A 26189-nucleotide genomic window follows, 5' to 3' on the forward strand; every position below is an offset into this window, starting at 1 on the left:
GAGGCTTCGAACGGGCATGTGTCAAAACACATACTCTCTATCCGGATGGATCCTACTCCGTCAATCGCCAAAGTGCCAGAATATTCACGGCGCTGACGGGTCGGCAGGTTGAGCTTCGCTGAAATGGCGAAGCCGACGTGCGATCTGGCCCTTGGGGAGGACGCGAAACTTGAATTCGAAAGCGTCGGCGTCGATGGGGAACTCACCCCGGCCGTTGTCGTGGAAGAACGAAGCGATGTTGAGGATCTGCAATACCTCGGCCTCGGTTCGGCTCCGGAGGGCCGAACGCACCAGCACCTCGCGCGGGTCGGCCTCACCGATGATGGCGAGAAACTCGGCTGCCCTGGCGGCGACGAGTGGTTGAGGATCGAGTGTTGCCCGCTGAGCAAGCTGGATCATGGTTTGGTCGTCGGCAGCGTCTGTTCTCACGGCGGCGTCGGAGGCTGCCTTCGAGCTGGCGGCATCGAAGGCCCAGTAGCGGACCCAGGGGTCGCCTGAGTTCATGCTAGTAATCAATTGCGTGGTTGCGCGGTCCCATGGCTCCAGGGCGATGTTCACAGTGTCGATGTAGGTCGCGATCGCCTCGGCCTGATCGTCGCCGAACTGGACCGGGTTGCTCGTGCCCTCCCGCAGAAAAACGGCTTCGGGGACGAAACTGAGGTCGTGCGTGTCTTTCAAGTGATCGCTCAACAGACGCCGCATTTCCGTAAGCTTGCCCCCATGCTGCGTTTCGGATGCCAAATTATTGACCTCGTCAGGATCCTCCGACAAATTGAACAAGGCCTCGACAGGTCGTGATTGGAAGAAGGCAAGTTGCTCAGCCGGAGTCGATGGGTCCTGCGAGCGCTGACGCCATTGTTGGTAGGCCAGCATTTTGTAGCGGTACTCATTGTGCAGCGAGTTGGGATACTGGGCTTCGAAGTACCGAATGTACTTCCAGTCCCCGAGCCGAACGGCCCGCACGAGATCGTACTTCTCATCCATTCTGTCGGCGTAGCTGAATGTGGTGTCGCGGACGTCGACATCCGCGGCCGTCACGCCTTCACCGAGAAAGGCCCGGCCATCGATTTGATCGGGTGTTTCAACGCCCGCGAGACGCAACACCGTGGGGGCGAAGTCAATGAACGAGACGAAGCCACGCGTGCGTGATCCCAAGTCACGGTCGACCAGGTCACGGTATTTCTCGGGCACTCGCACGACGAGAGGCACATGCAATCCGGTTTCGAAAACGTATCCTTTCGACCGTGGCAAGACGCCGCCATGATCGCCAAAGTAGAACACGAAAGTATTCTCGAGTTGGCCGGCGGCTTCCAAATCAGCGATCGTTTGCTCAACGATTTCATCGATCTTGCTGATCCGATCGCGATAGTAGGCTGCCGTGAATCGTGTCAGCTTGGTTTCGGGCAGATAGGGTGGCACGCGGACATCGTCCTGAGAAAACTCAGTCGGTTTCTCCATGGCTTGTTGAGCAAAATGCAGCCGGCTTTCATGCGAGTCAGCGTGGCTCTGGACATGAAAGAAAGGTGTGCTGGAGTCGGGGCGGTTCTGCCACGAAGCCTTCTTGCTGGACTCGTCCCACGGTTTCTCGTTGCTTTGTACGTTGTAGTCCGTTTTGCTGTTGTTGGTCGTGTAGTACCCGGCACTGCGCAGGTAGGCGGGGAACATCTGCATGTCCTCCGGCAGCGACACCCGGTTGATCGCGCGGTGATACTGGCCGCCGATGCGAGGGGCGTAGCAGCCCATGATCAGAGTCGTCCGAGCAACCGAACAGACCGGGGCATTGGAGAACGCCCGGTCGAAGGTAACCCCGTGGGCGGCCATCGCTTCGATGGCCGGGGTGCTCACACCGGACTCGTCGAAGTGTTGCAGGTAGTGCTTGGAATTGTCCTCCGACATGATCCACAGAATGTTCGGTTTTGCCGCCGGCGGTGGAGTACCCGATGCTGTCGCATCATCCGAGGCGGCCGGAGTATCGGCGTGGACGGCGGCGGCGATCATCAGCAGCGGAAGGACCGAAAGGATGCTCGTCGCCAGGATTCCGCACTTAGGAAGGCAACGGAAAATGGGCAGGATGCCGAAAGAGATTCGCCGATCGAGGCTCATAGAAATCACAGAATGAACAGAGTGGGAGGGGAGTGGCGACACGTGGTCGCGAGGAGAAGGCATTGGATCGTGGATTGTACCGTGATTGTACCGGGGAATCGGTGAGCATTGGTGAACCGCTTCTGTTTTCTTGTTCACAGAGTAGCCGCGGAAGTGTATTCTTCGTCGCGTGGTCCACCCCGCTCGTTCCCGGTTATCTCTTTGCGAGTCTCATGCAAGCCAACCCGTCTCCCGCCTCGGTCGTCATTCCCCGGTCGCGCTACCTGCTTTTTGGCTGCCTCGCCGTGGTCGGTGCCGGTTTGGACCTCTGGACCAAACACGCCATTTTTGCGTGGCGCGGACTGCCCGGGCAACGCGAAGTCTACTGGGTGATCGATGGCTATTTTGGCATCGAAACAGCCGTGAACATTGGTGCCGTGTTTGGCATTGGCGCCGGCAAAGGATTGATGTTCGCGGGGATTTCAGTCGTCGCTTTGGTGGGGATTCTGGTCTGGCTCTTTCGCTTTCGCGCTGCCGAATCCGCTTGGCTGACCTTTGCTCTGGGATGCATCACCGGTGGGATCTTCGGCAACCTCTATGATCGGTTGGGGCTATGGTGGCAGACCGGCTATCCGGAACAGTGGAAGAGTGGTGTGCGTGACTGGATACTCTGGCAAGCCTCAGACGCGTGGAGATGGCCGAACTTCAACATCGCTGACTCGTTGTTGGTCGTCGGTGCCGTCATGCTGGTTGTCCAGTCGATCTTCTTTCCGCCCGCATCGATGTTAGCGGGTCCCTCCGAGGCGGATCCAGATCCGACACCCGGTGATTGAATTCGCGCGATGTCCCATTTGAACAATCAGCGTCCGTTGAAATCGCAAGTGGTCGCTGGCTCGCCGACCCGCCCTGCCCTGCTGGCTCGGTCTGCCGATCGGTTGGCTGCAGTCCTCGTTCGGTGGCGCGTGTGGTTGCTGGTGATCGGCTGCCTCGGGTTCATTCCGCTGGCGTACCTGCAGTCGGGGTTGACGATGAATCGGTCGTTGGCGGCCATGTTCGCCAGCGACGACCCCGCGCTGCTGGACTACCAACGCATGCAGTCACGTTTCGGCGGGAACCTCGTCGTCATGTGGGTTTACGATGACGAAGAATTGATGACTGCCGAAGGGCTGGCGCGGAGCCGCCTGTGGACCGAGCGAGTCGAATCGATCGATGGCGTGGAGGGCGTCCTCTCGGTCGCCAAACTCGTCGACGCGTTTCGTTTCCTGCGACCGTCGCTTTCCTCATCGTTATCGCTGTCCGAGTCCACCGGGGAACCTCTCTTTCGAACGGGTGATGCGGTCGCGGCACAGTTTCGTGATCTTTTCGCTGGCTACACGCATAGCGCCGATGAAAAGACCGCAGCGATCGTCGTGATGTTGAAGGGCACGACAGCGGCGCAGCCTGACCGCGTGAGCCAGAGCATTGCTCAGCTGCGCAGCCTGGCGGCGGAGATGCCAGCGTCCTCGGCATCCTCGTTGATCGGGGAGCCCGTGCTCTTAGAAGATGCCTTCGATCTCATCTTGGCCGACGGCCGGAGGTTGGCGATCGGCACGATCGGGCTGCTATGCTTGGTCATCCTGGTAACGCTCCGGGACCTTCGCGTGGTCATTCTGGCGGCGATTTGTATTGTCTGGTCGACGGTGGCAACACGGGCCTGGATGGTTGTCGCCGGCGTCGAACTGTCGCTGGTTTCGACGATTTTGCTCGCCCTCGTTTCGGTGATCGTGGTCGCGGCGATCATGCATTTGGCGGTGCGTTGCCGTGTCCCCGGTGCATCTTGTGCGGCAGCGATAGCGATGCTGGCGATCCCGATTGCCTGCACCTGCTTTACCGACGCAGCGGGTTTCGCCGCGTTGATGATTTCGCAGGTGCGCCCCGTCGCCGAGTTCGGTGCCATGACAGCAGCGGCCGCTGTCTGCGTATTGGTGTCCCTGGCGTTGTTTTCGCCCGCCATGATGAGCCTATCTGACCGCTGGGGCCTGTCCAGGAAACGAGCTCGAGAATCACGAGCTCCAGGCAATGAAGTGGATACCGCCGAAGCATCGCAAACGCACCTGCCCCTGCGAACATTGGCAACGGTGAGCGTACGTCAGCGACTTCCACTGTCGATCGCCGCGATCGTTTTGCTAGCCGGTTCGACCTATTACGTCATGGGCCTGGATACGAACTCGAGTTTCCTTGAGAACTTCCGTGCTGACAGCCCAATCGTGCGCGACTACGAGCGTGTTGAAAACCGATTTGGTGGCGCGGGTGTATGGGATGTCAGCCTACCCGCACCGGCAGTAATCACACCGGAATACTTGGATGAGGTGCGCAGCCTCGAGGACCAACTAAGGAACATTCAGATTGAGTCCGTGGACTCGGGATCAAACGACCGTGGCGATGTGCGGCTACGGAAAGTCCTCAGTCTCGCCGATGCCGATGCCGTGGCCGCGCAGGTCACGATGCTGTCATTCGTCTCGCCCGGAGTCCGCTTGACAGGAATGCGTGCGGCCATCCCCGCGTTTACCGAAGCACTATTGACGTTCTCCGAAACATCCCAACCGACACAGCCGCGCCGGCTGCGGATCATGCTGCGCAGCGATGAGTCGTTGTCGGGTGAGGAGAAGTCGGCGTTGATGGACGAAGTCAATCAAACGGTGCAGGCAGCTGTTGCGCAGTTCACCCATCCGGGAGCGACCGCTGATCAGCATGAGCGGGCTAACAGTAGCGAGTGGGACGAAGGCGGAGTCGTAACGGGATACTCAGTCCTGATGTCGCGTATGGTCTCCAGTCTCGTGCGCGATCAATGGACAACGTTAGCAGTCGCCCTCGCCGCGGTGGGCTTGTTACTACTCGTGGTAACCGCGGATTGGCGATTAACAATCGTGTCACTGATCGTCAACGCACTTCCCATCCTCGTGGTCCTGTCTTGCATGGGATGGTTTGGTGGGCAGCTCGATCTCGGGTCCGCGATGATTGGTGCCGTTTCGATCGGGTTGTCGATCGATGGATCGATCCATTTTTTGAGCGGCTATCAACGCCGCCGAAGTGTCGGACAACCCAGTGAAGTGGCGGCGGTCGAGGCGGCTGCTGACCTGGGGGCTCCGATCTTGCTCGCGAATATCGCCTTGGTGGTCGGCTTCGCCGTCTTGATAACGAGCCCCTTCGTACCGACAGCTACCTTCGGGCTGCTTGTGGCGGCCACATTGACCATCTCAGCGTTCGCCAATCTCACGCTGCTGCCCGCCATGGTGGTGTTCGCTTCGTCCCCTCGTTTCGTCCTTTCCCAGCGATGAAAGATTTCAGCGGCAGGGCGAGTTTGACTCCTGAGACAAAACGTCCTAGGGTGAATGTGACACGCTGTCTCCCGCTTCCTTTCGTTCGTCGTTTCGATGGCCGTCCAACCCGCTGACGTCACTGCTGCCGAGCTCGCCGTCTTACACGCGCTGTGGAATGGGTCCGCCACGATTCGTGAGATCACCGACGTGGTGTACTCCGGTGGATCGGCGTCGGAGTATGCGACGGTCAAGAAGCTGCTTTCTCGGATCGAAGCCAAGGGGCTCGTGACGCGTGATACGAGTCAATTGGCTCATCGCTTTTCGGCAGCCATCTCTCCAGATGACCTCATTGCCCGGCGGTTGCAGGATGTAGCGGAGGACATTTGCGACGGATCGCACACTCCGCTGTTGATGAACCTGCTAACCCATCGCCAGTACTCGGCGCCAGAACGCAAGCAGCTCCGCGAGCTGCTCAACGAACTTTTCGGCGCGGACTCTCCGAAGTAATCTCTTCTCTCTCAAGGCGTTTCCATGTTCACCTCATTGCCATCGAGTCTCTTCCCGATCGGGATCAGCAACGCGTTTATCGCCACAGGATTGGCTGGTTTGGTTTTCCTGCTCAGTTGGAAATCGAAGTGGCCGGCATGGAGCCATCTTCTGCGGGAGTATACCTCGGCCATGCTCAAGCCCGTCGATTTTCTCTCCGGCAATGCAGCCAACAGGAACAAACCTCGTTTGGCCCTGCTGCTACCACTGGCAATCCTCACGCTCACGCCCTCTCCGGTGATCGGTCAGACGTCCGTGGAGGAGACCAATGATACGAACAGGCAAGCGTCCCAGGCCCCCACAAGTGATAAACCCGATCCCGTTACCGATCGCGAAGCGGGGCCGGCCAGCGGGGATCCGTTCGCCCAACCCGATTCGTCATCCCGACAAACGGACGATCCGTTCGCGGCAGGAAGCGACAATCCCTTCGATGGCGGAAGTGCGTTTGCTGGTAAACCCGATCCGTTCGCTGGGGGCGGCCGGAGTGGGGATCCCTTCGCAGACCATTCTCCGCAAGCAAATCGCACCTCCAAGCGTCGTCAATCTGGAGCTGCCGCGAAAAAGTCCCTCGATGCCTCTGCTAAGGATCCCGCGACCGGGCGTGGCGCGGCCCAACGCCGTCAGACCGTGGAGGAATCGCTGCGTGCGGCACTTCGCCGCTCCATCTCACTCCGCGTTCCCGACGTGCCACTCAAGGAAGCTCTTCACATTCTATCGGAAATGGCAGATATCCCCATTTTGATCGACACGCGAGCCTTGCGCGAAATCGAGATCTCAACGGATTCACCGATCACGGTCCGGGCGAGCAACATCAGCACGCACAGTATGTTGCGGTTAATCCTTCGCAATCTCGATCTGACGTACGTGATCGAGAACGAAGTCATCTTGATCACGACCCCATCGGTTGCCGAGCAAACCCTCGCGTTGAAAACGTACGTGCTGCCCCACGAACTGGTGACGCGAAGTGATAAAATACTCAGCGCACTGATAACGAACGTGAAACCCGACGTGTGGAGCGAAGCGGGTGGAACGAGCACCTCTTCGGCGATTGACAATGTGTTGGTGATCTCGACCACCGAAGACGTGCATGACGACGTCGAGTCCTTTCTGCTGAAGGTCGAAACCGCGTTTGCGGCCTCTCAACCCAAGCACGGATCCAGCCAGTCGCAGCGCTGAGTTCGGCGAGACATTTGTCGGCAAAAATCGTTGATTCGCCCCCGCTATATCAAAAGCCACACCGGTCCTTCATCTGGAATACAATTCGGATCGTCCATTCTTTGTTCGATCCGTTGAGAACCAGCCTATGAATCCCGGTAGCCGCCCATTCGTTTTGTCTCGTCGTTGGTTCTCCGTTAGTTTCGCTGCCGTGACGCTGTGTTGCTTGACAGCCCGCGCGAACAGCCAACAGCCCGAGGTGATTGGCGGTCGCGACGAGGCCGTTCCCCGTCCCAATACCCCCGGTGAGCTGCACTGCCCCTTCGGTGTGCAGTTCGATACCGAGGGCAGAATGTGGGTCGTGGAATACGATGGCGGGCGTGTGTTGAAACGAATAGCCGATGGCACGTTTGAAACCGTCGCCGGGGCGAGCGAGACGGGGTACGTCGATGGTCAAGGCGCAGCGGCCCGTTTCAACAAACTGCATAATCTTGTGATCGCACCCGATGGGATGATCTACCTCTCCGAACACCTCAACCACGTGATCCGCAGCCTCGATCCGAAAACTGGCGTTGTTTCCACGCTGGCGGGAACCGGCGAACCCGGCTATGCAGGTGACGGTGGTTCGCTCGATCAAGCTCAATTCAATCAGCCGATCAGCATCGCGCTCTCACCGAATGGGGAGTCTCTCCTGATTGCCGATATTCAGAATCGTCGTGTTCGCGAGCTCAACCTGGAAACGAGGAAGCTGCGAACCGTGGCGGGCAACGGCAAAAAGGGGATCCCGCAAGATGGATCGCTCGCCACCGAGGCTCCTCTTGTCGACCCGCGCGCCGTTGCGTTCGATCCCCAGGGAAATGCTTACATTGCCGAGCGTGGTGGTCACGCATTGAGGATCATCCGAGACGGCCGAATCTACACCTTGGCGGGAACCGGCAAGGCCGGGAAACAAGACGGCCCCGCCCTGTCCGCGACATTCAATGGGCCCAAACACATCGAGACCGGGCTGGACGGCCGCGTCTACCTTGCTGATGACAACAACGACTTGATTCGCATCTATGATCCCGAGACCGAGCAAGTCTCCACACTCAACACGTCACCCTATCAGCTCAAACGCCCACACGGCGTGACGTGGTATCAAGGCGACCTGTATCTCTCAGACAGCTTCCATCATCGAATCATCAAGCTAGCGGCACCTTCGCGATAACGTCAATCGATTGTCGCACTCGCACTCGCACTCGCACTCGTGCTCGTGCTCGTGCTCGTGCTCGTGCTCGTGCTCGTGCTCGTGCTCGTGCTCGTGCTCAGCGAAGCGGTACTCGAACGCGGAATCGACTGGGCGGCACGCCGCCATGGGTCGCGAGCGTGGTCGATACCACACTGCTGCCCGATTACGATGTCTGCAACGACCGAGCAACCCAGTCGATTGAGCAGCGGTCAACATCGGGGCGTTTGCGGCCGAATGCGTGCGCGGTCGCCAGGCTTGGTTTCGAGCACGAGCACGAGCACGAGCACGAGCACGAGTACCTGGATGCCAGAACGCCACCGATCACGGGCCAGCGACGAGGAAGGTACCATTTTCGAAAACCGCGATTTCCCCGCTGCGGTACACCGATTGTCGTGCTCGTGCTCAGCGAAGCGGTACTCGTGCTCGATCGGTTGGCACGCCGCCATGGGTCGCGAGCGTGGGCGATACCAAACCGCTGCCTGATTTGTGATGGTTCCAACGACCGAGCAACGCATTCGATTGAGCAGCGGTCAACATCGGGGCGATTGCGGCCGAATGCGTGCGCGGTCGCCAGGCTTGGTTTCGAGCACGAGCACGAGTACGAGTACGAGTACCTGGATGCCAGAACGCCACCGATCACGGGCCAGCGACGAGGAAGGTACCATTTTCGAAAACCGCGATTTCCCCGCTGCGGTACACCGATTGTCGTGCTCGTGCTCGTGCTCAGCGAAGCGGTACTCGTACTCGTACTCGATCGGTTGGCACGCCGCCATGGGTCGCGAGCGTGGGCGATATCAAACCGCTGCCTGATTTGTGATGGTTCCAACGACCGAGCAACCCAGTCGATTGAGCAGCGGTCAACATCGGGGCGTTTGCGGCCAAATGCTTGCGCGGTCGCCAGGCTTCGTTTCGAGTACGAGCACGAGCACGAGTACCGTCGCCGGGACGACTGAGCACGAGTACGATTCTTGGCTGCCGGAACCAACCGGCAGGACGATGTTTCTCTCCATCGTCGACCGACGGCTCCGTCCGTCGCGAGCCACAGCCGATGTGCGTTTCGCACGAGGCGAGCCCCGCTCTATTCGGGTCGCCCGTTGAGTCAGTAACGGCTTGGGAGGAATGTTCATAATTTTTCGCTGTTACGAGTGTTGTACCTTCGGCGATCGCCTGGAAGCTCAAACGGGGAGAAGCAGCGAGACGGAAGCAAGATGTTTCCAGGGCAGCGACCCGGTACGCCGCAAAGCAACGCATCCAAGGGAAGCGTGTAGCTTCTGACTGGAGCACTCCGTCCCGAAAGCACGAATGTGGGAAGATACGGCATACTTGACTTATCGCTGCGAAACCCACTGAAAGATCAGATGACGTTTCGAGCGCGAGCTCGATCGCTCAGATCACGTTGTGATCCGCTATCATGACCGAGACGATTGATTGAGTGGGTCTGAGGGATACAGCCAACATCTTGGGGTTTGCGACTGGCTCCCAGCAAAAAAATTCGCCCAACTCAAAGACCGATGTCCCAACCAGAGATTGTTCGCCGATCCGAATCTGTTGTATCAAGTTCGAGGCGGGATGCAGCACCGACCGACCGGTACATGAGCCGGTGGCAGCGAGCTGGCTTGGCGGTGGTGTTTACGTCAGCGCGTAGCGGGCGGCCGCTTTCACCGGTTCGGCTTGGCATCCTTGATCGATCACGGCGAGAAAGCGGCAGGGAGGTGATCGTTTGACGGGCACCGAAAAACAGAGTGCTTGGTGCAACAGCGTGGCGAATTCATCACGGGTGTAGGCGGCGTGGACGCTTGCCGAGGCATCGAAGTGAACGACGTCGCTACGCGTGACCAGGCGCGAGGCCGCGGCGATCAGGGCGAGGTTGGTGCGGGAGCGTTCTAGATCGCAGATCACGATCGCCCGGTCACTGACCCGCCACATCTCTTGGATCAATCGCGAGACCTCGTGCGGGTCGAGATGGTGCATGAAGAGCGATGAGGTGACGACGTCAAATCCCGACGGCAGTCCATCCCGGACGCAGTCACGGACGACGGTCCCGAGTTGCACGCCAGCGGCCTGGGCGGCGTCTGCGGCCGTTTGCATGGCCAATTCACTGCGATCGAGCGCCGTCACGGCCAGCGGCAGTTTGCGGCGGCTGGCCCGCCGCAGCCAATCGATCGGCAGGTCGCCACTGCCACTGGCGACATCGAGCACCCGCAACGGACGGTTCGCAGGCAGGTTCGCGGCGATCCGGGCGAGTCGACGAAAGAGTGTGCCCGAAATCCCACTGAGCCGGTTGAGCCGCCGCAGTCCCGCCAACGCTGCCCGATGCTGATCGTCGGGTAGATCGGGAGCGTCCATTCGCTCATCGACACGGCTGCGAGAAATTGTCATGGGCTCGAAATTACTTCTTAACTGGTGGACTCAATGGAGGAAGGAACACGAAGTGGGCGCAAACGGAACGCCAACGCGATCAGACAGGCAACGATTACGACGATACTCACCCACTGCGAGATCGACAGCACGGTACCGAATTGGCCTGCCTCGTCCACGCGGACCCATTCCAAGACGATCCGTAGCACTGCGTAAGCGATGAACCCACATAGCATCAGTATACCGTCGATGCGAATCCCACGAATCCGCAGGATCCATTCCAGTAACAAGAGCAACATGAGCATGACCGCGGCCATCGCCGAACTGATGATCTGCGTCGCCCAAACCGGAGCAGCTTGGGAGGGCAGTTCATCCGGCGACAAACGCGCCAGCAGTTCTCCATCTCGCAAAATGGCCAGTCCAGGCAAGGCGTCCTCGGCGGGAATGTCTCGCGGGGCCCGTTGGGTAAAGTCTGGATCGAGAACCAACGACACCGTCTCGCCCGGTTGCACTCCCGCTTGGTCGGCCAAGCTACCCGGAGCGACCGATTGAACCAACCACTGATTGGATTGCCGCTCGAGTCCGGCGGTCTTCGACTCGCGATCAGCGACCGGGTCGGCCGTGATTCCGATCAGTTCACCACTGACCAATTGGTCCATATAAACGGCGCTGCCCGGTGGGAACTCAACGGACAGTGCGTTGGGATCGCAGGCCCCGCCGTAGCAGCAACCGTTCATGAGGCATCCCAAACGCCCGAAAAACAGGCCGACAAAGATGCAGGGCACGATCACGTCGCCGAGTTTCCAAAGGGGCAGCCGCATGCGGGTGATCGCCCACGCGGACGCCAAAAACCCGCCGATGAAGCCCCCGTAAACTACCAGCCCTCCCTGGGTCATCGCCGCCATAGCAGCAAGGGTCTCGGGCCATGTCTCGCGTAAAAAATCGTTGTGATACTGGATCACGTAGAAAATTCTCGCCCCCAGCAGCCCGCCGATGAAGGTCCAGGGTGCCAAGCGGAAAATTGACTCGGCGCCCAACCCGGCGCGGTCCGCTCGCCAAGCCGCCAGCGACACCGAGGCCACCGCCGCGAGCATTAAAAACATCCCATAGCCACGAATCGGCAGCCCGACTGGCTCGCCAGCGATATTGGCCAACTCCAGGCGTGGCAGCACAAAAACGATGATCGCGACAAAAATCGCCCACACGGTCCCCTCTTGGGCGATCAGCGAACGCCACGTGGGCCTCGCTGAAGGGCTCGAATCGCCCGCCGAAGAATCCGGCTGCGGCCCCGGTTGGGGGCGGAAGTGTACCCATGCCAAACGCATCAGAATGAACAGCACCAATCCCGCGAGCAGCCAGCCGACACCAAAAAATGGAATTCCCGCGATTTCATGGGGGATTAGGAAAAGCGTTCGACGCATGACGATGTTGACGGCGAGAGAAGAGAGAATGGAAAATTTAGACTCGATTGACTGTGTCACCCAATGTCGCAGGCCCGATAGGCCACGAATAGTCGAGTTTTCTGCTCCAGTCGCTACAATCAGGCTCTGGGGAGGCAAGAAAATCTAGCTAGACTGGCAATTCTGAGCAGGTTTGAGAAACTTTCGCCAGCCCCAACTACACTGACGCCTGCGACTGACTATGCTATGTCGCTAACGGCCCCTAATTCTCTTCTATTTCGTTCTTCGAGGTTTCGATTCATGCCCAAGGCGCTTTGTCTGCTCAGCCTTGTGGCGTCGATTCTCCTGCTCGTGCTGTTCGGAGCCGATCTGATCATGGGCTTTGCCGGGATGCAGGACGCCGCCCCTATGCAAGCCACCAGCATGTTGATGGATTTAGCATTCCTCATTTTCGCTGGCGGATTGGCCTACATGAGCTATTCCACCTACCGAGAGCAGCGATAAAGCGGGCTCCGGGAAGACCAAGGGTTCAGAGTTCTCGGTGGAGACGTTAGAGTGACGGGAGCTAATTTTTGCCCCCTCCCCTTCGTTCTTCGGAACCTGCATCCTCTATGTCTTCTTTGACTGATTCGATTGGCGAACTGCTCGCCGCGTATCCCGACCCGGAATCGGGTCGACCGCTCGGCCCGATGGGCCAGGTTCAAGATATCGAGGTCGATGGCGACGCCGTCAGGGTGCGGATTGGTATCACATCGCATTGCCAGCCGATTGCCGATGAGTTTGCCAGCGCCCTCGCCGATAAAATCTTAACGATTGCCCCCGGGAAAAAAGTCACGGTCGAGACGCCGGAGCATGCCCGCCCGCCAGCAAGAATCGGACAGATCGGACTACGCGCCAAGAGCGTGATCTTGGTCGGTAGCGGCAAGGGTGGTGTGGGCAAGAGTACCGTCGCCGCCTCGCTCGCCCTGACGCTGCAGCGACTCGGCGCGAAGGTGGGGTTGATGGATGCGGACGTCTACGGGCCGAGCATCCCGCACCTACTGGGTTTGCAGGGACGTCCCGCAATCTCGGAGCAAAAGAAGATTGAGCCCATCCGGCTGGACAATTCCATGCCCGTGATGTCGATGGGATTTCTGCTCGAGCCCGACCAAGCCGTGATTTGGCGGGGCCCGATGCTGCACGGTTCGATTCAACAATTTCTCAAGGACACGGACTGGGGCGAACTGGACTATCTCATCGTCGACATGCCCCCGGGGACGGGCGACATCGCCCTGACGCTGTCGCAAAACGTGCCTGTTTCGGGCGCCGTCGTCGTCTGCACGCCGCAAGAGGTCGCGTTGCTCGACGCGGTCAAGGCGATCAGCATGTTCCGCAAAGTCAACATCCCGATCGCTGGCATGGTCGAGAACATGAGCGGTTTTCTGTGTCCCGATTGCGGCAAAACCTACGATATTTTCGGCAGCGGTGGGGCGCGGGACAAAGCCGAGGAGTTGGAGGTCGCTTATCTCGGCGGGCTACCGATCGACGTCACCCTACGGATCGCTGGCGACGAAGGGCGGCTTGCCGAAGCCCTCGATAGCGATCAGCGAGCCCGGGCACCGTTTGAAAAGATCGCCCGGGCCCTGGTCCGCAATCTGGCCGCCAAGGCGGTCTCGACACCGCCCAAAGCATCGCTGCCGACGCTTTAAAGCTCTTTTCTCTCCGGACATACGAGAAAACTCGTGCCCAGGCTCCGCCCCACGATCATGGGTGGCGGCGGAGCTGCGGGCGGACTGCGGCTGCTATCACGCCCGTCTTTCTGGTACAAAATGGGTCGTGCATCCCTGCCTTCCCATTTCTCGCTTTGAGTGAAATTCACCGATGACCGCTGACGCCCACCTGAAACCTTTGATTGATCTGATGGAGCAAGAGGCGCTCCAGCAGGGTGATTTCACGCTCGCCAGTGGCAAAAAAGCGAGTTACTACCTCGATTGCCGACGCGTCACCCTGCATCCTCAAGGGGCTGGGTTGATCGGCAACGCGATGCTGAATTTCATCGGACGACAGGGCGGCACTAGCGGCGACATGCCCGACGCGGTCGGTGGCATGGCCATCGGCGCTGACCCGATCACCGCGTCCATTGTCACGATCGCTGGCAGTCAAGAGATCGACTTGTACGGATTCATGGTCCGCAAAGAGGCCAAAGAACACGGCATGGGCCGTCAAGTCGAAGGGCCTGTCGAACCCGGTCAGAATGTGGTGATCGTCGAGGACGTGATCACGAGCGGTGGTAGCGCCATCCAAGCTGCCGAGGCGGCTCAGGCCTTTGGGCTCAATGTGATGTACGTGCTCGCCATCATCGACCGTCTGGCCGGTGGCGAAGCGGCGTTCGCTGCCAAAGGGTTGCAACTGCATACATTGTTGACGATCCGCGACTTCGGCATCGAACCGGAGTGAACGCGATCCTCGATCGCAGCGGGACCGCATGAATGCAGCGGTGCCTGCGTTTCACTCGATCGAGAACCATCGTCAATATCCACCTTTTGGAAGCGGAAGCACTTCTGGGGAAGATTTTCCGCATCACTCAATGAACCGGTGGGCGCAAGCCTGGGCTGTTCAATCTTTGGGGTTGCGACCCGTTTCGGTTGATTTTCATGGAGGTGATTTCTGTCCTGATTTCACCCTCCCGAGCGAAGCTGGGGAGGGTCGAGAAACGAGCCTTCAGCGAGTTTCTCGGGGAGGGCTCGGTCAGGGTTTTGCAGCGATTGAGGNGTTTTCCCAGTGCTGGGCCCCTCCCCGACGAGGCTTCGCCCGTCGACCCTCCCCAAACTTCGTTTGGAGAGGGTGAAGTCAAGAAATTGCGCAAGACCTATCGAGCGTCAACCCCAAAGATTGAACAGCCCAGCGCAAGCCCCGGTTTTCTGCCGCCAAACGCGAAGCGTTGAAGGAACCGGGGCGAATGCTGAATGGCTAATAAACCGAAACAACTGCCCCGACCTGCTTAGAAGTGCACTCGTTTAGAAGTGCACTCGTTTAGAAGTGCACTCGTCACTGATCCGGCGTTGTTTGGCCGCCATCGATCAGCGACTGCAACTGCGTCTCGGCTTCATCGATCACAGGGCGGGCCCAGGTCTCGTCGCCGAACGAATCGATCAAGCTCCGCAGTTTTCGCTCGCGCGGCTCCGGTGGCAGACCCTCGCTCGCCTTGAGCAGCTCCTGGAGTTCTACCAAGCTCCCGTTGGTTTCCAATTCTCCCGCGAGCGGGTCTTGGAGATGAGCCAGCTCCGTGCGGGCGAGACGGGTCAGATGGTCGAGCCCGACCAGTGGTGCCACGCCATCCAAGTCCGGTGCCGTATCGTCGTCACCGGCCCCATCGTTGTTCTCATCGCTTTGCCCGTCATCGGCCCCATCGTCGGCAAAGAGTTCCAACCAGCTCTCGAGCCGCACAATCGCGTCCTGAGGTGATGTCGTACGCAGATCCATGGCTTTGACGAACGCCAGTGCGGGGGGATCGAGCTTCGAAACGCCCCCCGACAAACGAGCTTGGCCCATCAAGCGTTTGAGCGTGCGTTCCAAGTCCGCTTGCTCTTTCCAGCGTTGGACCTGAGCGAAGTGCTCATCCTCGGGGTAATGTACTAAGAAGCGGTCAATGATTGCTTCATTGAGAGTCAATTCGCCATCCTGCTCGGCGGTCTGCAGGGTTTCATACATGGACTCGGCTGAGGGCACGCGTGTGGCGCGAACGAACAGGTAAATCCCGCCGGCGAGGATCGCCAGCATCGCGGCAAACGAAGCGACCTGGAGCCAGTGATGCGTGGGCGGAGACACGGAGTCACCGTGTAAATACCCCGCGTTGGCGTCTTCCTGTTCGACGGATTGGAAACTCGTGAGGGCCCCAGACGATGTCTTGGCGGGCGGACCTTGCGCTGGAACGCGGGTCTGAGAATCCTTTGGATCGGTCGCCGACGCGGCTCCTGTTGCCGCCGTGACCTTGGCATTGCTCCCGCTTGGATGCCTCTCGTTGAATTCCACGGCTGCGGAACTGTCTCCCGGTCCGGTGCAGTCGCCGGTTCCGCCCGAGCCCTCATCAACCTGGATGTCGTCCGCCGGCAATCCACTGGTCAGATGGGATTGCTGCGTATCGATATGCCCACCGTCCTCACCGCTGGGTTTCGGCCCATGCTGTGTGACTTCACTTTTGAACGAGACCGTGCGGCCCCGCTGCAGACCAGCGCGAGTCGATTTGAGTCGCTTGTTCACAGCAATCGCGGTAGGCGGTCGCTTCTGCGGATCTTTCTCGAGCAGGTCATGGACGATCTCGACGACTTCGCGCGGGATTTCGGGATTGATCAGGTCCAACGGAACGGCCTGATCTCGTTGCAGAGCATCCATGACCTGCGTCAGTTTTTTGCCGGCAAAGGGCGACCGCCCCGCCATCATGGCGTACATCACACTTCCCAGTGCATACAGGTCCGTACGAGGTGTGACGGGACCATCGCCCGCTTGCTCGGGGGCCATGTAGTCGGCGGTGCCCAGCACCGATCCGGCCAGCGTTTGGTCGCCGTAGCCGAACAACTTCGCGATCCCGAAATCCACAATCTTGACTTCGTTGGATTCAGTCAGCAGCAAATTGGCGGGCTTGAGATCACGGTGAATCACGCCCATGTCGTGGGCTTGCTTGAGCGCGGCCGTGATCTGGATAGCAATATCGACCGCTGGCAACCAATTCATGCGTTTGACATCGCGGATGCGCTGTTGCAGCGATTCGCCATAAACCAATTCCATTGCATAGAACAACCGGCCTGACTCTTCACCGTATCCGATCAAGCGCACGATCCCGGGGTGTCGCAGGCGACGGAGCGTTTCGATCTCGGCATCGAACCGGCGACGAAACCGCATATCGTCGGCAACGTGGGGCGCGATCAGCTTGACTGCGACCTCTTCGCCCGAGGTGACATGAGTGGCCTCGTAGACCGATCCCATACCGCCCCGGCCAATCACCTTGCCGATTTTGTAGGGACCCAGGTGCTCGAATTCACTCATTGCGTGTTTCCGTTGATGGGGATGTCGACTCACCCGCGTCGACGCTCCAGCCACTGCGGGGCGTCCGAGAGATGGAAGCGGACACAGACTGGTCCGTGTTGATCTTTCGGATTACGTCTTGGACCTGCTGCACTTCATCTCGCGATGTGAGCGGGGCCAGTGTGACCCGGAACGATGCCGTTTCACCACCGGCGAGTTCCACGGTGCGACCGTTGTCCTGCTCGAAACTGTGGGGGTTGGGAAAGTTGGTGGCCGGTTCGAGTCCGCAGACATAGCCGTCGCCGATGTCGGCGTTATTCTTCCAGAGAATAAACCACGGCAGGGTGGACGTTTTGAAACGAACGGCGAGTCCCCGCTCCCGCTCGGCGTCGGCGAGCAAAGCGTGAGCGACGCCCGCACCATCGGGTAGAGGGCGAGCAAAATAGACTCGCTCCTCAGCTCCAGATGTGGGCTCGCCAAAGCGGTTCCACTCATCGATCTGCTCGGCGGCATGATCGTCACGCGGCGCCAACTCATCGATCGCCACACTCAACTCTGCGTTCTCACCGAGCACCGGCGGACCGACATTGATATGGTAGAGCAGTTGCATGGTTTTGGGCGTGGACAATTCGTTGGTAACGTCATCGAGCAATTCCACCTCGTCGCGATCAGCATGAATACGAACTCGGGTGCGCATTCGCCACCGCTTAAAGAACAAACGAGCCTCAATCGTTTCGGCGACCAACTCGACTCGCCCGGACGCTTCGTCAAATTCGACGGTGAGCGCGTCGGCGGGCGTGTTGGCAATATGTCCGTGGAGAGGGTAGACGAGCTGCCCGTTGGCGTCGTGCTCGGGCGCACCATTGCTATCAAGACCACAGCGGACCACGAGTTCGTCGAACCCCGACAGCCACCCCAATCCGCTCGGTTCGCTGATGTCGACGTGATTCGGGTGGACCGGGCCGGCGACCGGAGATTGCCACTGATAACGGACTCCATCGGCCTGCATCCGCCAGAGCGACATGCCGCGGGTTGGCAACACATCGACGTGCATCTGCGAATTCGCCAAACGGATGATCTCCACCCCCTCACTGACGCCGCCGCGAAAAACGCCGCGGCGAATCGTCACCTCGCCCACCCGGGTTTCAATGGTCAGGTGCAATGCACTCGATTCGTCCCATTCAATGCGATCTTCACGGTCTTCGGTGGTTCGCAAGACGATAGATTCTGTCGGCATGAGAAAAAATAGAGAGTTGGAAGGAATAAAAATTTCTGGCGCGGTCACGTCCCGCGGATCGATGGACGATACTCTGTGGTCACTCGGATTCTTGTAATGGGCCGACGACCAGCTTAAAACAACATCTGCCGGTGCTTTCAATCACGATTACACTATCGTTCCCGGCATACCATCATCATCCCACCTTTCCAGTCACACCGTAAGCGGACCCCACTTCGATGAGCAACGTGAAATTAGATGAAGGCCTCGTAAAAGGCGACAGTGTCACTAGGTTACTCGATTCGGCTCTCGATGCGGGCGAAGGGCTGTTGCGATTGACCCCCACGTGGGTACCCCGGTCGTTCCTGCATCCCGGTCGCCGCATCAAGTTGCACCCCGGTGATTATTATCGCTTCGGAGCCGACCGAGGAGGCATCGATGAACGCTGGTTCGGCAGCACCACGGATGCCGCTAACGAGGGCCGCGTGTGGCACGAAGGGCAGAGTTTCTGCTTGTTCGAAGGCAAAAAATTCATGCTCAAGGATGCCGTTGCTGAGCGAGGTGCCGACTTGGTGGGTGAGCCCATCTTCAGCGAATACGACCGCTGGCCGGTCTATTCCAAGTTCTTTGACAACATGGGTCCGATCCCGCACCACATGCACCAAAGCTTCGAAGACGCCGAACTCGTCGGTCAAGAAGGCAAGCCGGAGAGCTACTACTTTCCACCCCAGCTCAACAACGTCGACAATAACTTCGCCTACACCTTCATGGGGCTCGAGCCGGGCACCGAGCCGGCGGACGTGCGGAAGTGTCTCGAGAACTGGAATGCCGGCGACAATGGCATTCTCGACCTCAGCCGCGCCTACCGGCTCAAACGGGGCACCGGCTGGCTGATCCCACCGGGCGTTCTGCACGCCCCCGGTTCGCTGTGCACCTACGAACCCCAATGGGGCAGTGACGTCTTCGGCATGTATCAATCCATCGTCGAAGGCCGCTACGTCCCCTGGTCGCTCCTGGTCAAGGACATGCCTGAGGAAAAGCACCAGGACCTCGACTTCATCGTCGGCCAACTCGACTGGGACAAGAACGTCGATACCCACTTCAAAAACAGCAACTACCTCGAGCCCATCCGCGACGAGAAACGCAGCGGCGATGGTTACGAAGACCTGTGGGTCGTGTACGGGACCGTCGATGGCAAGCAGTGCTTCAGCGCCAAAGAGCTGACGATCCAGCCGGGTGCGAAATGCACGCTCAAGGACGGGGCAACGAGTAGTTGGATCACGGTACAAGGCCGTGGCCGGATCGGATCACTCGACCTGCAAACACCAGCCATGATCCACTTCGGTGAGAATACAACCGACGAGGTCTTCATCTCTCACGTCGCCGCAACGCAGGGTGTCGAGATCGAAAACCTCGGCAGCGAACCACTCGTCGGCCTCCGCTACTTCGGCCCCGACGCCCATTCCGATCTGCCCAAAGGCGGCTCCTGAGATCGCTAGAGCGGGAAGTCGTCTTCTTCACTCTGCTGAGAATACAGCGGCATGTGACGATAGTAGACTTCGAGAATCATTGTTGCGAACGACGTCATGCACAGCCGCCCACCATTGGAAACGTGGGCGCTCTCGAAGTACCAACTGCCTTTGGCACCGCCTTCCTGTGCCTGCGTTTCGACGAGCCAGTCGCGTAGTTCGGCATTGAACTTGTCCCATTCCGGACCGCCGGTTTGGCGGAGGACTTGGGCGGCGTAGTAGTCGTAATAGATGTCGTTTTTCATGACACCTCGCTCAGCGAGGTCGGCAACACCTCGCTGCAAGGCTTCGTTATTCTTCTGCCAGCCGGTGTACATCCGGCAGAGCAGCCCCACGGCGGTCATCGACGCGTTGAAATCGGTCGTCTTCTTGTCGTAGCCATACCTCGCTCCACCATTGGACTGGACGCGGTCGAGAAACAGCAGCGAGCCTTGGATCGTTTTAGGTGGCACCATCAGATGCCCCATGTATCCGCTCTTGAGAGCCATGATCTGCCAGCCAACGACCGAGGTGTCGCCACCGCGGGAGTCCTGGTACTTGTATTTCCACCCGCCGTCGCGGCACTGGGCTGCGACGATAAAGTTCAACGCCGCTTGCGTCGGCGCCGCGAGCGTGGGATCACCGGTCATCGCATACGCCTCGCTGAGGGCGATCGCGGCCAGACCGTGTGAGTACATATTGCCGTCGGGTTCGGTCAAATCAAGGACGGCCAAACCTTCCTTCGTCCCTGGCCTGCCGCTGCGAATCAGGTACTGCAGACCGCGGCGTACCACGGATTGGTAGTCTCCTGATTTATGAGTCTGGCCAGCCCCTAAGAATGGTAACAGCGCCATCGCGGTGGCGCCGTTGAACGCCGAGGCGCGTTTGGCGATGCAGGGATCTCCGCAAGCGTTCTTGCACACCAAGTTATGAGCAAAGGTCCAACGGCCGTCTCGCATCTGGTGCAGGGCAATCCATTTCAAGGCCTCGGTGACCGCTGCCTCACTGGCCGAATTGCCCCCCAGTTCACGCAGTAGCTTTTTCTTCATCTGCTCCGAACGACTGTCCATCGCGGTGGTTTCCACCGAGGCCAGCGTCTGCAGGGTGGTCGACGTAGGAGCCATCTCGGCAGCCAAATCGGAGATGTCCAGTGGGACCGCTGCGATGTCCATGGGCACGTCGAGCGAAACCGGTTCGGTCACGTCCATCGCTTCGGCGACCTCGACGGGCTCGCTGACTTCCTCAATCACCTCCATCTCCCCCGGATCGATCTGTTCAATCGTGAACTCTTCGATCTCGGGACCCTCCTCACCCGTCGCGGTCGCCGAGAGCACATTGACGAGTTTGACCGGATCGGTGAGCGTGACCAATCCCAGGGCGAGCAGGATTGCCACATGAACCAAGGTGCTGATCAGCCAGGCGGGAGCTTCTTTAAGAAACCCTAGCCGCCGTCTCCGAGGCTCCTCCGCTTCAGCCTCGTCCTGGGCGGAAACCTCCGTCGACAACAGCTCATCCAGATCTGGCAGGTCGGGGTCTGTCGTGGTCGACATAGAAGGATCCGATGGACGCGGTGGCGATAGAGAACTCGCGATCCGAAAAGGGGTCTTCCCCTCGGGAGGCGAGGTCATTTGAAATATGGGTTAACGGCCTCGCCAGAGAGGGTAGGCCCCGTTTCGGCTAGGCACGTAAGGTGACCGAAACAACTTTACGCGGGATAGTATAGAACAAACCCTACCCTTCGTTTTGCGTTTCTGAGTGTCTCCTGTAGTAAAAAAACGCGTTCGCTGGTCGCTTGTACCCATCCCATCAGGAGGGCTTGCCGACACCCGTAACAGCCACACCATCCGATCGAACCACACCGCCACCACCCACTGGAGCAGGCATTGCGTGCTCGTAGTGGCGGTGCCTGCTACCTACTGCCCTAAAAATCTGCTAGTTTGCCGGTCCATTTCCACGGGGAATGCCCCTGGGTGAATGCCAATCCGATAGTCTCTTATTCCTCGAACCTTCGCGAACCATCGATGTCAGAAGACGCCACCGCCAACCATCGTATTGCCACGCAAGCTCTCCATGCCGGGCAGGTTGCTGACCCGACGACTAAATCGCGAGCGGTGCCGATTTATGCGACCACGAGCTACCAGTTCGACAACACCGACCACGCGGCGGCGTTGTTCGGCCTGACCGAGTTCGGCAATATCTACAGCCGGTTGATGAACCCGACCGTCGACGTTCTGGAGAAACGCTTGGCCGAGATGGAAGGCGGCGTGACCGGGTTGTGCTTCGCATCGGGCCAAGCCGCGATCACAGCCGCGGTGCTGACGATCGCCCACAGCGGCCAGAACATCATCAGCAGCACGTCGCTCTATGGCGGGACGTGGACGCTGTTCTCTCAAACTCTCAAAAACCTCGGCATCGAAGTCCGCTTTTTCGATCCGGACAAGCCGGAAGACATCCACAAACTGGTCGACGAGAACACGCGGCTGGTGTACATGGAGAGCATCGGCAATCCTCGCAACGATGTCCCCGATTTCAAAGCGATCACCAAGGCTGCCCACTCGGCTCCGCACGGTGCTCTGCCGGTACTGTGCGACAACACCGTGATGACCCCGATGCTACTGCGTCCGATCGAACACGGCGTCGATATCGTGATCTACAGCACGACGAAGTTCTTGGGCGGCCACGGTGTCCACATCGGCGGGGCGATCATCGATAGCGGTAACTTCCAGTGGGCCGACCAACCCGAAAAATGGCCTGAGTTCTGTGCCCCATCGCCCTCCTATCACGGTGCGGTTTTCGAAGAGCATCTGCGGCCGATGGGCAACATCGCCTACAACCTGCATATCCGCACGCACTGGCTTCGCGATACCGGGGCGGCAATGAGCCCCTTCGCCGCTTTCCTATTCCTGATGGGGATCGAAACCCTGCACTTGCGGATGCCACGCCACTGCGAGAACGCAGCGAAGGTCGCCGAGTTCCTTGATGCTCACGAGAGCGTCGAGTGGGTCAATTATCCCGGATTGAAAACGCACACGCATCACGCCAACGCTCAGAAGTATCTCCCCAATGGCAAGGGAGCCATCTTGGGATTCGGCATCAAGGGCGGCGCCGAGGCGGGCAAGAAATTCATCAACGCCTGCAAGCTTTGCTCGCACTTGGCAAACATCGGTGACGCCAAAACGCTGGTCATCCATCCCGCCAGTACCACGCACCAACAGCTCACCGAAGACGAGCAACGGCAGGCGGGCGTGAGCCCCGAGTACATCCGCGTGTCGGTCGGTATCGAAGACAGCGCTGACATCATCGATGATTTGAAACAAGCACTCGCCGCCGCCACTGCCTAACGCATGACCTCCAGCGAAGAGCGATTGAGCACCGACGACGTTCGCAGTGACGAACCACTCACGCACGCCCAAACAGTTTGGTTCGAAGAACCGCTGTTGCTCGAGCGTGGTGGCGAGCTGCCGCGAATCCGTTGCTGCTACGAGACTTGGGGGACGCTCAACGCGGACGCCTCCAATGCGATCTTGGTCTGTCATGCTGTCTCGGGCGACTCCCATGCCGCCCGCCACGATGCCGACGACCAACCGGGCTGGTGGGATGGCTTGATCGGGCCAGGGCTGCCCATTGACACCAATCGTTTTTTCGTGGTCTGCCCGAACGTGCTCGGCGGATGCCGGGGGACAACCGGCCCCGGCGATTTGCGTGGCGAGAGTGGTAGCGAGAAAAACGGGGCGCTCGACGGGCAGAGCCATCCGCCAGCGAGCCATCCGGCGCCGAGCGATCCGGCGCCGACGAGCGGTGGCCAGCCCTATGGTGCGGATTTCCCTCGGATCACACTCGGTGACATGGTGGAGGTCCAGCGTCGCTTGGCCGATTCGCTGGGGATTACCAAGTGGCGGGCCATCGTCGGTGGATCCCTCGGTGGGCATCAAGCGTTGCAGTGGGTCAGTCGCTACCCAGACTGCACCCACACATGCATCGCAATCGCCACCTCGCCGCGGCTGACCAGCCAAGCGTTGGGATTCGACGTGATCGCCCGCAACGCGATTCAAACCGATCCGCATTTCCATGGCGGCCAGTACTACGACCGTCCCAATCGTCCGGTTACCGGCTTGGCCATCGCCCGCATGCTCGGGCACATCACGTATCTCAGCGTGGCGGCGATGGAGGCTAAGTTCGATCCGGACCGCCACGACCCGCGCCACATCGCCTCCGATTTCGAGCAGCGTTTCAGCGTCGGTTCCTACCTCGCCCACCAAGGGCAAAAGTTCACGACACGGTTCGATGCCAACAGCTACATCACGCTGTCGATGGCGATGGACCTATTCGACTTAGGTAGCAACCGCTTGCGTTTGATGGAAACCTTTGACGAGTGCACGTGCGATTTTCTACTGATCAGTTTCAGCAGTGACTGGTTGTTCCCGCCGGATCAGTCGCGAGAGATTGTCAACGCGCTGACCGCACTCGACAAACGGGTGACCTATGCGGAGATCACCACCGATGCTGGTCACGACGCATTTCTGATCGCCCGAGACATGGCGACCTACGGGCCGCTGGTGCAAGAACGCCTGCGTCCCCTCTCAGAGAAGCTACGGCCCCCGACCGAAGAACCGTCCGGTGAAGACGCGTCCCACGCAGCGGCATCCGAAACTCAAGCTCCGGTGCAGCTGACTGTTGCGGAAGAATCGATCCTGGAAATCATTCCCGCGGGCAGTCGAGTGCTCGATCTCGGCTGCGGCTGCGGCGAGCTGCTCGCGGCGATCCGAGATCGTCACGCGGAAACCCCGATGAGACTGATGGGTGTCGAAGTCGCTCAAGAAAAAATTCTTTCGACGGCCATGCGTGGCCTCGATGTCATCGACTATGACCTCAACAACGGACTACCCGCTTTCATCGACAACCAATTCGATGTGGTCATCCTCAATGCCACCCTGCAGGCGGTCGACAATGTCGTTGCACTGCTCGAAGAGATGCTGCGAGTGGGCAAGAAAGGGATCATCAGCTTTCCCAATTTCGCCTACCGTGTCCTGCGGGACGACTACGTCACTCGGGGACGATCACCTCGGGCGGCAGGCGAGTTTGACTTTGCCTGGCACGACACGCCCAATCGGCGATTTCCCACGATTGCCGACGTACACGATCTGCTAATTGAATTGGGTGTGACAATCGATCGTGAGATCTACTGGGACGTCAGCCAGTCGCGTCATATTGAAGCGGACGACGACCCCAACTTGAATGCAGACACCGCCGTCCTGGAATTTCATTGCGATTGATTCGATTGCGCCCAACCCGGCGGTGGACTCTCATACACACATCGCTGAGGTGTGCCCTCGGACGCGGCGTTGTCTGGATGAATCAAGCCAATCCGCCAGGCATGCAGGCACATCACAGGGTCGCCGACACCCAACGTTTGAGTGGGCCGCCGGTTTCGATCTGATTTATCGACGACAGTTGTAGCGTAGAACGGATCACCAACGACAGGAAACCCCATCGCCGCGGCGTGTACCCGAATCTGGTTCGTGCGGCCGGTGATGGGAGTCGCCTGCAGCAACGACGTGCCGTCTTGAAAACGATCCAGGCGACGAAACAAGGTATCGGCAGGCTGACTGCCCTCGTTGACGATCCGTGCCCCCGCCGTATTGCGATGGCCCAATGATTTGGCATCGCCGATCTCAAGGTCGCACCGATACTCGTCCCAGGGGACGTGGCCCTGGACTCGGGTGAGGTACTGCTTCTCGACTTGGCGGCTCTCAAACTGAGGCTGCACGATCGAGGCCGCAGCCGCTGTGCGAGTGAAGATGACCACGCCCGTCGTGTTGGCGTCGAGCCGATGAGCGATCCGCAGTGAATCATCGGGATACGCGGTTGCGAGCAGCATTGACAATGTGTTGCGATAGAAGCGACCACTCGGATGCACGGGTAACGGAGCGGGCTTGTCGACGACCAGCAGTGCCCGATCGGCATGCAGGATCCCGATCGTCGCACTGACAGCGGGCTCCACATAGCGAGGGATCACATGTCGATACCGTTCGCCCGCAGCGACGCGGCGGTCCTCACCGACCTCTTGGTCTCCGATGGTGATTTCACCGCAGGCGATCCACCTCCGCCAGTTCTCTCGAGGCGTGGGCGGATGGAACTCGCACAAAAAGTCGATCAGTGGCAGGCCCGACTGAGCCTGTCGCACGCGCATCAAACGCTCGTTCAGATAGGGCAGGCAGCCGGGGAGCGGGTCGAAACGGATCGTTTTCATATTGACGGGAAATCCTGCTACCGAGCGAGCCGGTGAGGGACGGGTGTCTCGCCGCCCCCGTGATGCCCGGTTGAGAAGAATGCTTGGATCATCGACGATAGAGCCTCACTGTTCATCTCGCAATATCTCACACTTGAGCGCCCGCC

At 59.4% G+C, this 26189-nt stretch carries 19 protein-coding genes; 12 read left to right on the forward strand and 7 right to left on the reverse strand.

Annotated features, from left to right (window positions below; all coding sequences use genetic code 11):
• Window positions 1-84: 84 nt before the first annotated feature.
• Window positions 85-2103 carry a sulfatase family protein gene (locus CA85_RS14895; RefSeq protein ID WP_246112825.1) on the reverse strand — a complete coding sequence of 673 codons (2019 nt, stop codon included), beginning with the start codon at window positions 2101-2103 and terminating at the stop codon, window positions 85-87.
• Between the two features lie 32 nt (window positions 2104-2135).
• Here CA85_RS14895 and CA85_RS14900 point away from each other — a divergent pair, with 32 nt between their 5' ends.
• The 6 genes from CA85_RS14900 (at window position 2136) to CA85_RS14925 (ending at window position 9263) form a co-directional block, all read left to right on the forward strand.
• On the forward strand, window positions 2136-2915 hold the full coding sequence (locus tag CA85_RS14900) for a signal peptidase II (protein ID WP_246112826.1): 780 nt from the start codon (window positions 2136-2138) through the stop codon (window positions 2913-2915).
• A 9-nt stretch (window positions 2916-2924) separates the two neighbouring features.
• Window positions 2925-5399, forward strand: a complete 2475-nt coding sequence (locus tag CA85_RS14905) for an efflux RND transporter permease subunit (protein WP_146392120.1) — start codon at window positions 2925-2927, stop codon at window positions 5397-5399.
• 96 nt (window positions 5400-5495) lie between these two features.
• On the forward strand, window positions 5496-5888 hold the full coding sequence (locus CA85_RS14910) for a BlaI/MecI/CopY family transcriptional regulator (protein ID WP_146392121.1): 393 nt from the start codon (window positions 5496-5498) through the stop codon (window positions 5886-5888).
• Window positions 5889-5912: 24 nt separating this feature from the next.
• Window positions 5913-7103 carry a hypothetical protein gene (locus CA85_RS14915; RefSeq protein ID WP_146392122.1) on the forward strand — a complete coding sequence of 397 codons (1191 nt, stop codon included), beginning with the start codon at window positions 5913-5915 and terminating at the stop codon, window positions 7101-7103.
• A 127-nt stretch (window positions 7104-7230) separates the two neighbouring features.
• A complete protein-coding gene (locus CA85_RS14920; protein ID WP_146392123.1) occupies window positions 7231-8289 on the forward strand; it encodes an NHL repeat-containing protein in 1059 nt (352 codons plus the stop codon).
• 158 nt (window positions 8290-8447) lie between these two features.
• A complete protein-coding gene (locus CA85_RS14925; protein ID WP_146392124.1) occupies window positions 8448-9263 on the forward strand; it encodes a hypothetical protein in 816 nt (271 codons plus the stop codon).
• 676 nt (window positions 9264-9939) lie between these two features.
• On the opposite strand, the gene CA85_RS14930 is transcribed toward CA85_RS14925, so the two are convergent.
• Entirely contained in the window at window positions 9940-10689 is a 750-nt protein-coding gene (locus tag CA85_RS14930; protein WP_146392125.1) for a methyltransferase domain-containing protein, read from the reverse strand.
• Between the two features lie 17 nt (window positions 10690-10706).
• Window positions 10707-12089, reverse strand: coding sequence for a prolipoprotein diacylglyceryl transferase family protein (locus CA85_RS14935; RefSeq protein WP_146392126.1), 1383 nt, complete (start codon window positions 12087-12089; stop codon window positions 10707-10709).
• A gap of 279 nt (window positions 12090-12368) precedes the next feature.
• Here CA85_RS14935 and CA85_RS14940 point away from each other — a divergent pair, with 279 nt between their 5' ends.
• The 3 genes from CA85_RS14940 to pyrE all read left to right on the forward strand — a co-directional run bounded on the left by CA85_RS14940 (window position 12369) and on the right by pyrE (window position 14504).
• Window positions 12369-12572 carry a hypothetical protein gene (locus CA85_RS14940; RefSeq protein WP_146392127.1) on the forward strand — a complete coding sequence of 68 codons (204 nt, stop codon included), beginning with the start codon at window positions 12369-12371 and terminating at the stop codon, window positions 12570-12572.
• Between the two features lie 107 nt (window positions 12573-12679).
• Window positions 12680-13756: an Mrp/NBP35 family ATP-binding protein gene (locus CA85_RS14945; RefSeq protein ID WP_146392128.1), complete on the forward strand. Its 1077-nt coding sequence runs from the start codon at window positions 12680-12682 to the stop codon at window positions 13754-13756.
• A 172-nt stretch (window positions 13757-13928) separates the two neighbouring features.
• Window positions 13929-14504: an orotate phosphoribosyltransferase gene (pyrE, locus tag CA85_RS14950; RefSeq protein ID WP_146392129.1), complete on the forward strand. Its 576-nt coding sequence runs from the start codon at window positions 13929-13931 to the stop codon at window positions 14502-14504.
• Window positions 14505-15095: 591 nt separating this feature from the next.
• Here pyrE and CA85_RS14955 read toward each other — a convergent pair.
• Both CA85_RS14955 and CA85_RS14960 read right to left on the reverse strand, forming a co-directional pair.
• Complete coding sequence (locus CA85_RS14955; RefSeq protein ID WP_146392130.1) at window positions 15096-17090, reverse strand: serine/threonine-protein kinase; 1995 nt, start codon at window positions 17088-17090, stop codon at window positions 15096-15098.
• On the reverse strand, window positions 17083-18306 hold the full coding sequence (locus CA85_RS14960) for an aldose 1-epimerase family protein (protein WP_146392131.1): 1224 nt from the start codon (window positions 18304-18306) through the stop codon (window positions 17083-17085). Before CA85_RS14960 ends, CA85_RS14955 begins: the two co-directional genes overlap by 8 nt.
• A 218-nt stretch (window positions 18307-18524) precedes the next feature.
• Here CA85_RS14960 and CA85_RS14965 point away from each other — a divergent pair, with 218 nt between their 5' ends.
• A complete protein-coding gene (locus CA85_RS14965; RefSeq protein ID WP_146392132.1) occupies window positions 18525-19775 on the forward strand; it encodes a cupin domain-containing protein in 1251 nt (416 codons plus the stop codon).
• A gap of 5 nt (window positions 19776-19780) precedes the next feature.
• On the opposite strand, the gene CA85_RS14970 is transcribed toward CA85_RS14965, so the two are convergent.
• Window positions 19781-21343 (reverse strand): terpene cyclase/mutase family protein, encoded by a 1563-nt coding sequence (locus CA85_RS14970; RefSeq protein ID WP_146392133.1) that lies wholly within the window; start codon window positions 21341-21343, stop codon window positions 19781-19783.
• 471 nt (window positions 21344-21814) lie between these two features.
• Here CA85_RS14970 and CA85_RS14975 point away from each other — a divergent pair, with 471 nt between their 5' ends.
• Window positions 21815-23134, forward strand: a complete 1320-nt coding sequence (locus CA85_RS14975) for an O-acetylhomoserine aminocarboxypropyltransferase/cysteine synthase family protein (protein WP_146392134.1) — start codon at window positions 21815-21817, stop codon at window positions 23132-23134.
• A gap of 3 nt (window positions 23135-23137) precedes the next feature.
• Window positions 23138-25066 carry a methionine biosynthesis protein MetW gene (metW, locus tag CA85_RS14980; protein ID WP_146392135.1) on the forward strand — a complete coding sequence of 643 codons (1929 nt, stop codon included), beginning with the start codon at window positions 23138-23140 and terminating at the stop codon, window positions 25064-25066.
• On the opposite strand, the gene CA85_RS14985 is transcribed toward metW, so the two are convergent.
• Complete coding sequence (locus CA85_RS14985; protein WP_146392136.1) at window positions 25054-26043, reverse strand: RluA family pseudouridine synthase; 990 nt, start codon at window positions 26041-26043, stop codon at window positions 25054-25056. The genes metW and CA85_RS14985 overlap by 13 nt on opposite strands.
• Between the last annotated feature and the right edge of the window lie 146 nt (window positions 26044-26189).

It is taken from the genome of Allorhodopirellula solitaria (genome assembly GCF_007859855.1).
Taxonomy (GTDB): Bacteria; Planctomycetota; Planctomycetia; order Pirellulales; family Pirellulaceae; genus Rhodopirellula; species Rhodopirellula solitaria.

Coding starts and splice junctions, on each gene's coding strand:
- CA85_RS14970 (WP_146392133.1), bottom strand. CDS start 21,343: ATGTCGACCACGACAGACCCCGACCTGCCAGATCTGGATGAGCTGTTG.
- metW (WP_146392135.1), top strand. CDS start 23,138: ATGACCTCCAGCGAAGAGCGATTGAGCACCGACGACGTTCGCAGTGAC.
- CA85_RS14955 (WP_146392130.1), bottom strand. CDS start 17,090: ATGAGTGAATTCGAGCACCTGGGTCCCTACAAAATCGGCAAGGTGATT.
- CA85_RS14940 (WP_146392127.1), top strand. CDS start 12,369: ATGCCCAAGGCGCTTTGTCTGCTCAGCCTTGTGGCGTCGATTCTCCTG.
- CA85_RS14910 (WP_146392121.1), top strand. CDS start 5,496: ATGGCCGTCCAACCCGCTGACGTCACTGCTGCCGAGCTCGCCGTCTTA.
- CA85_RS14905 (WP_146392120.1), top strand. CDS start 2,925: ATGTCCCATTTGAACAATCAGCGTCCGTTGAAATCGCAAGTGGTCGCT.
- CA85_RS14915 (WP_146392122.1), top strand. CDS start 5,913: ATGTTCACCTCATTGCCATCGAGTCTCTTCCCGATCGGGATCAGCAAC.
- CA85_RS14965 (WP_146392132.1), top strand. CDS start 18,525: ATGAGCAACGTGAAATTAGATGAAGGCCTCGTAAAAGGCGACAGTGTC.
- CA85_RS14975 (WP_146392134.1), top strand. CDS start 21,815: ATGTCAGAAGACGCCACCGCCAACCATCGTATTGCCACGCAAGCTCTC.
- CA85_RS14930 (WP_146392125.1), bottom strand. CDS start 10,689: ATGACAATTTCTCGCAGCCGTGTCGATGAGCGAATGGACGCTCCCGAT.
- CA85_RS14935 (WP_146392126.1), bottom strand. CDS start 12,089: ATGCGTCGAACGCTTTTCCTAATCCCCCATGAAATCGCGGGAATTCCA.
- CA85_RS14920 (WP_146392123.1), top strand. CDS start 7,231: ATGAATCCCGGTAGCCGCCCATTCGTTTTGTCTCGTCGTTGGTTCTCC.
- CA85_RS14960 (WP_146392131.1), bottom strand. CDS start 18,306: ATGCCGACAGAATCTATCGTCTTGCGAACCACCGAAGACCGTGAAGAT.
- pyrE (WP_146392129.1), top strand. CDS start 13,929: ATGACCGCTGACGCCCACCTGAAACCTTTGATTGATCTGATGGAGCAA.
- CA85_RS14985 (WP_146392136.1), bottom strand. CDS start 26,043: ATGAAAACGATCCGTTTCGACCCGCTCCCCGGCTGCCTGCCCTATCTG.
- CA85_RS14945 (WP_146392128.1), top strand. CDS start 12,680: ATGTCTTCTTTGACTGATTCGATTGGCGAACTGCTCGCCGCGTATCCC.
- CA85_RS14895 (WP_246112825.1), bottom strand. CDS start 2,103: ATGAGCCTCGATCGGCGAATCTCTTTCGGCATCCTGCCCATTTTCCGT.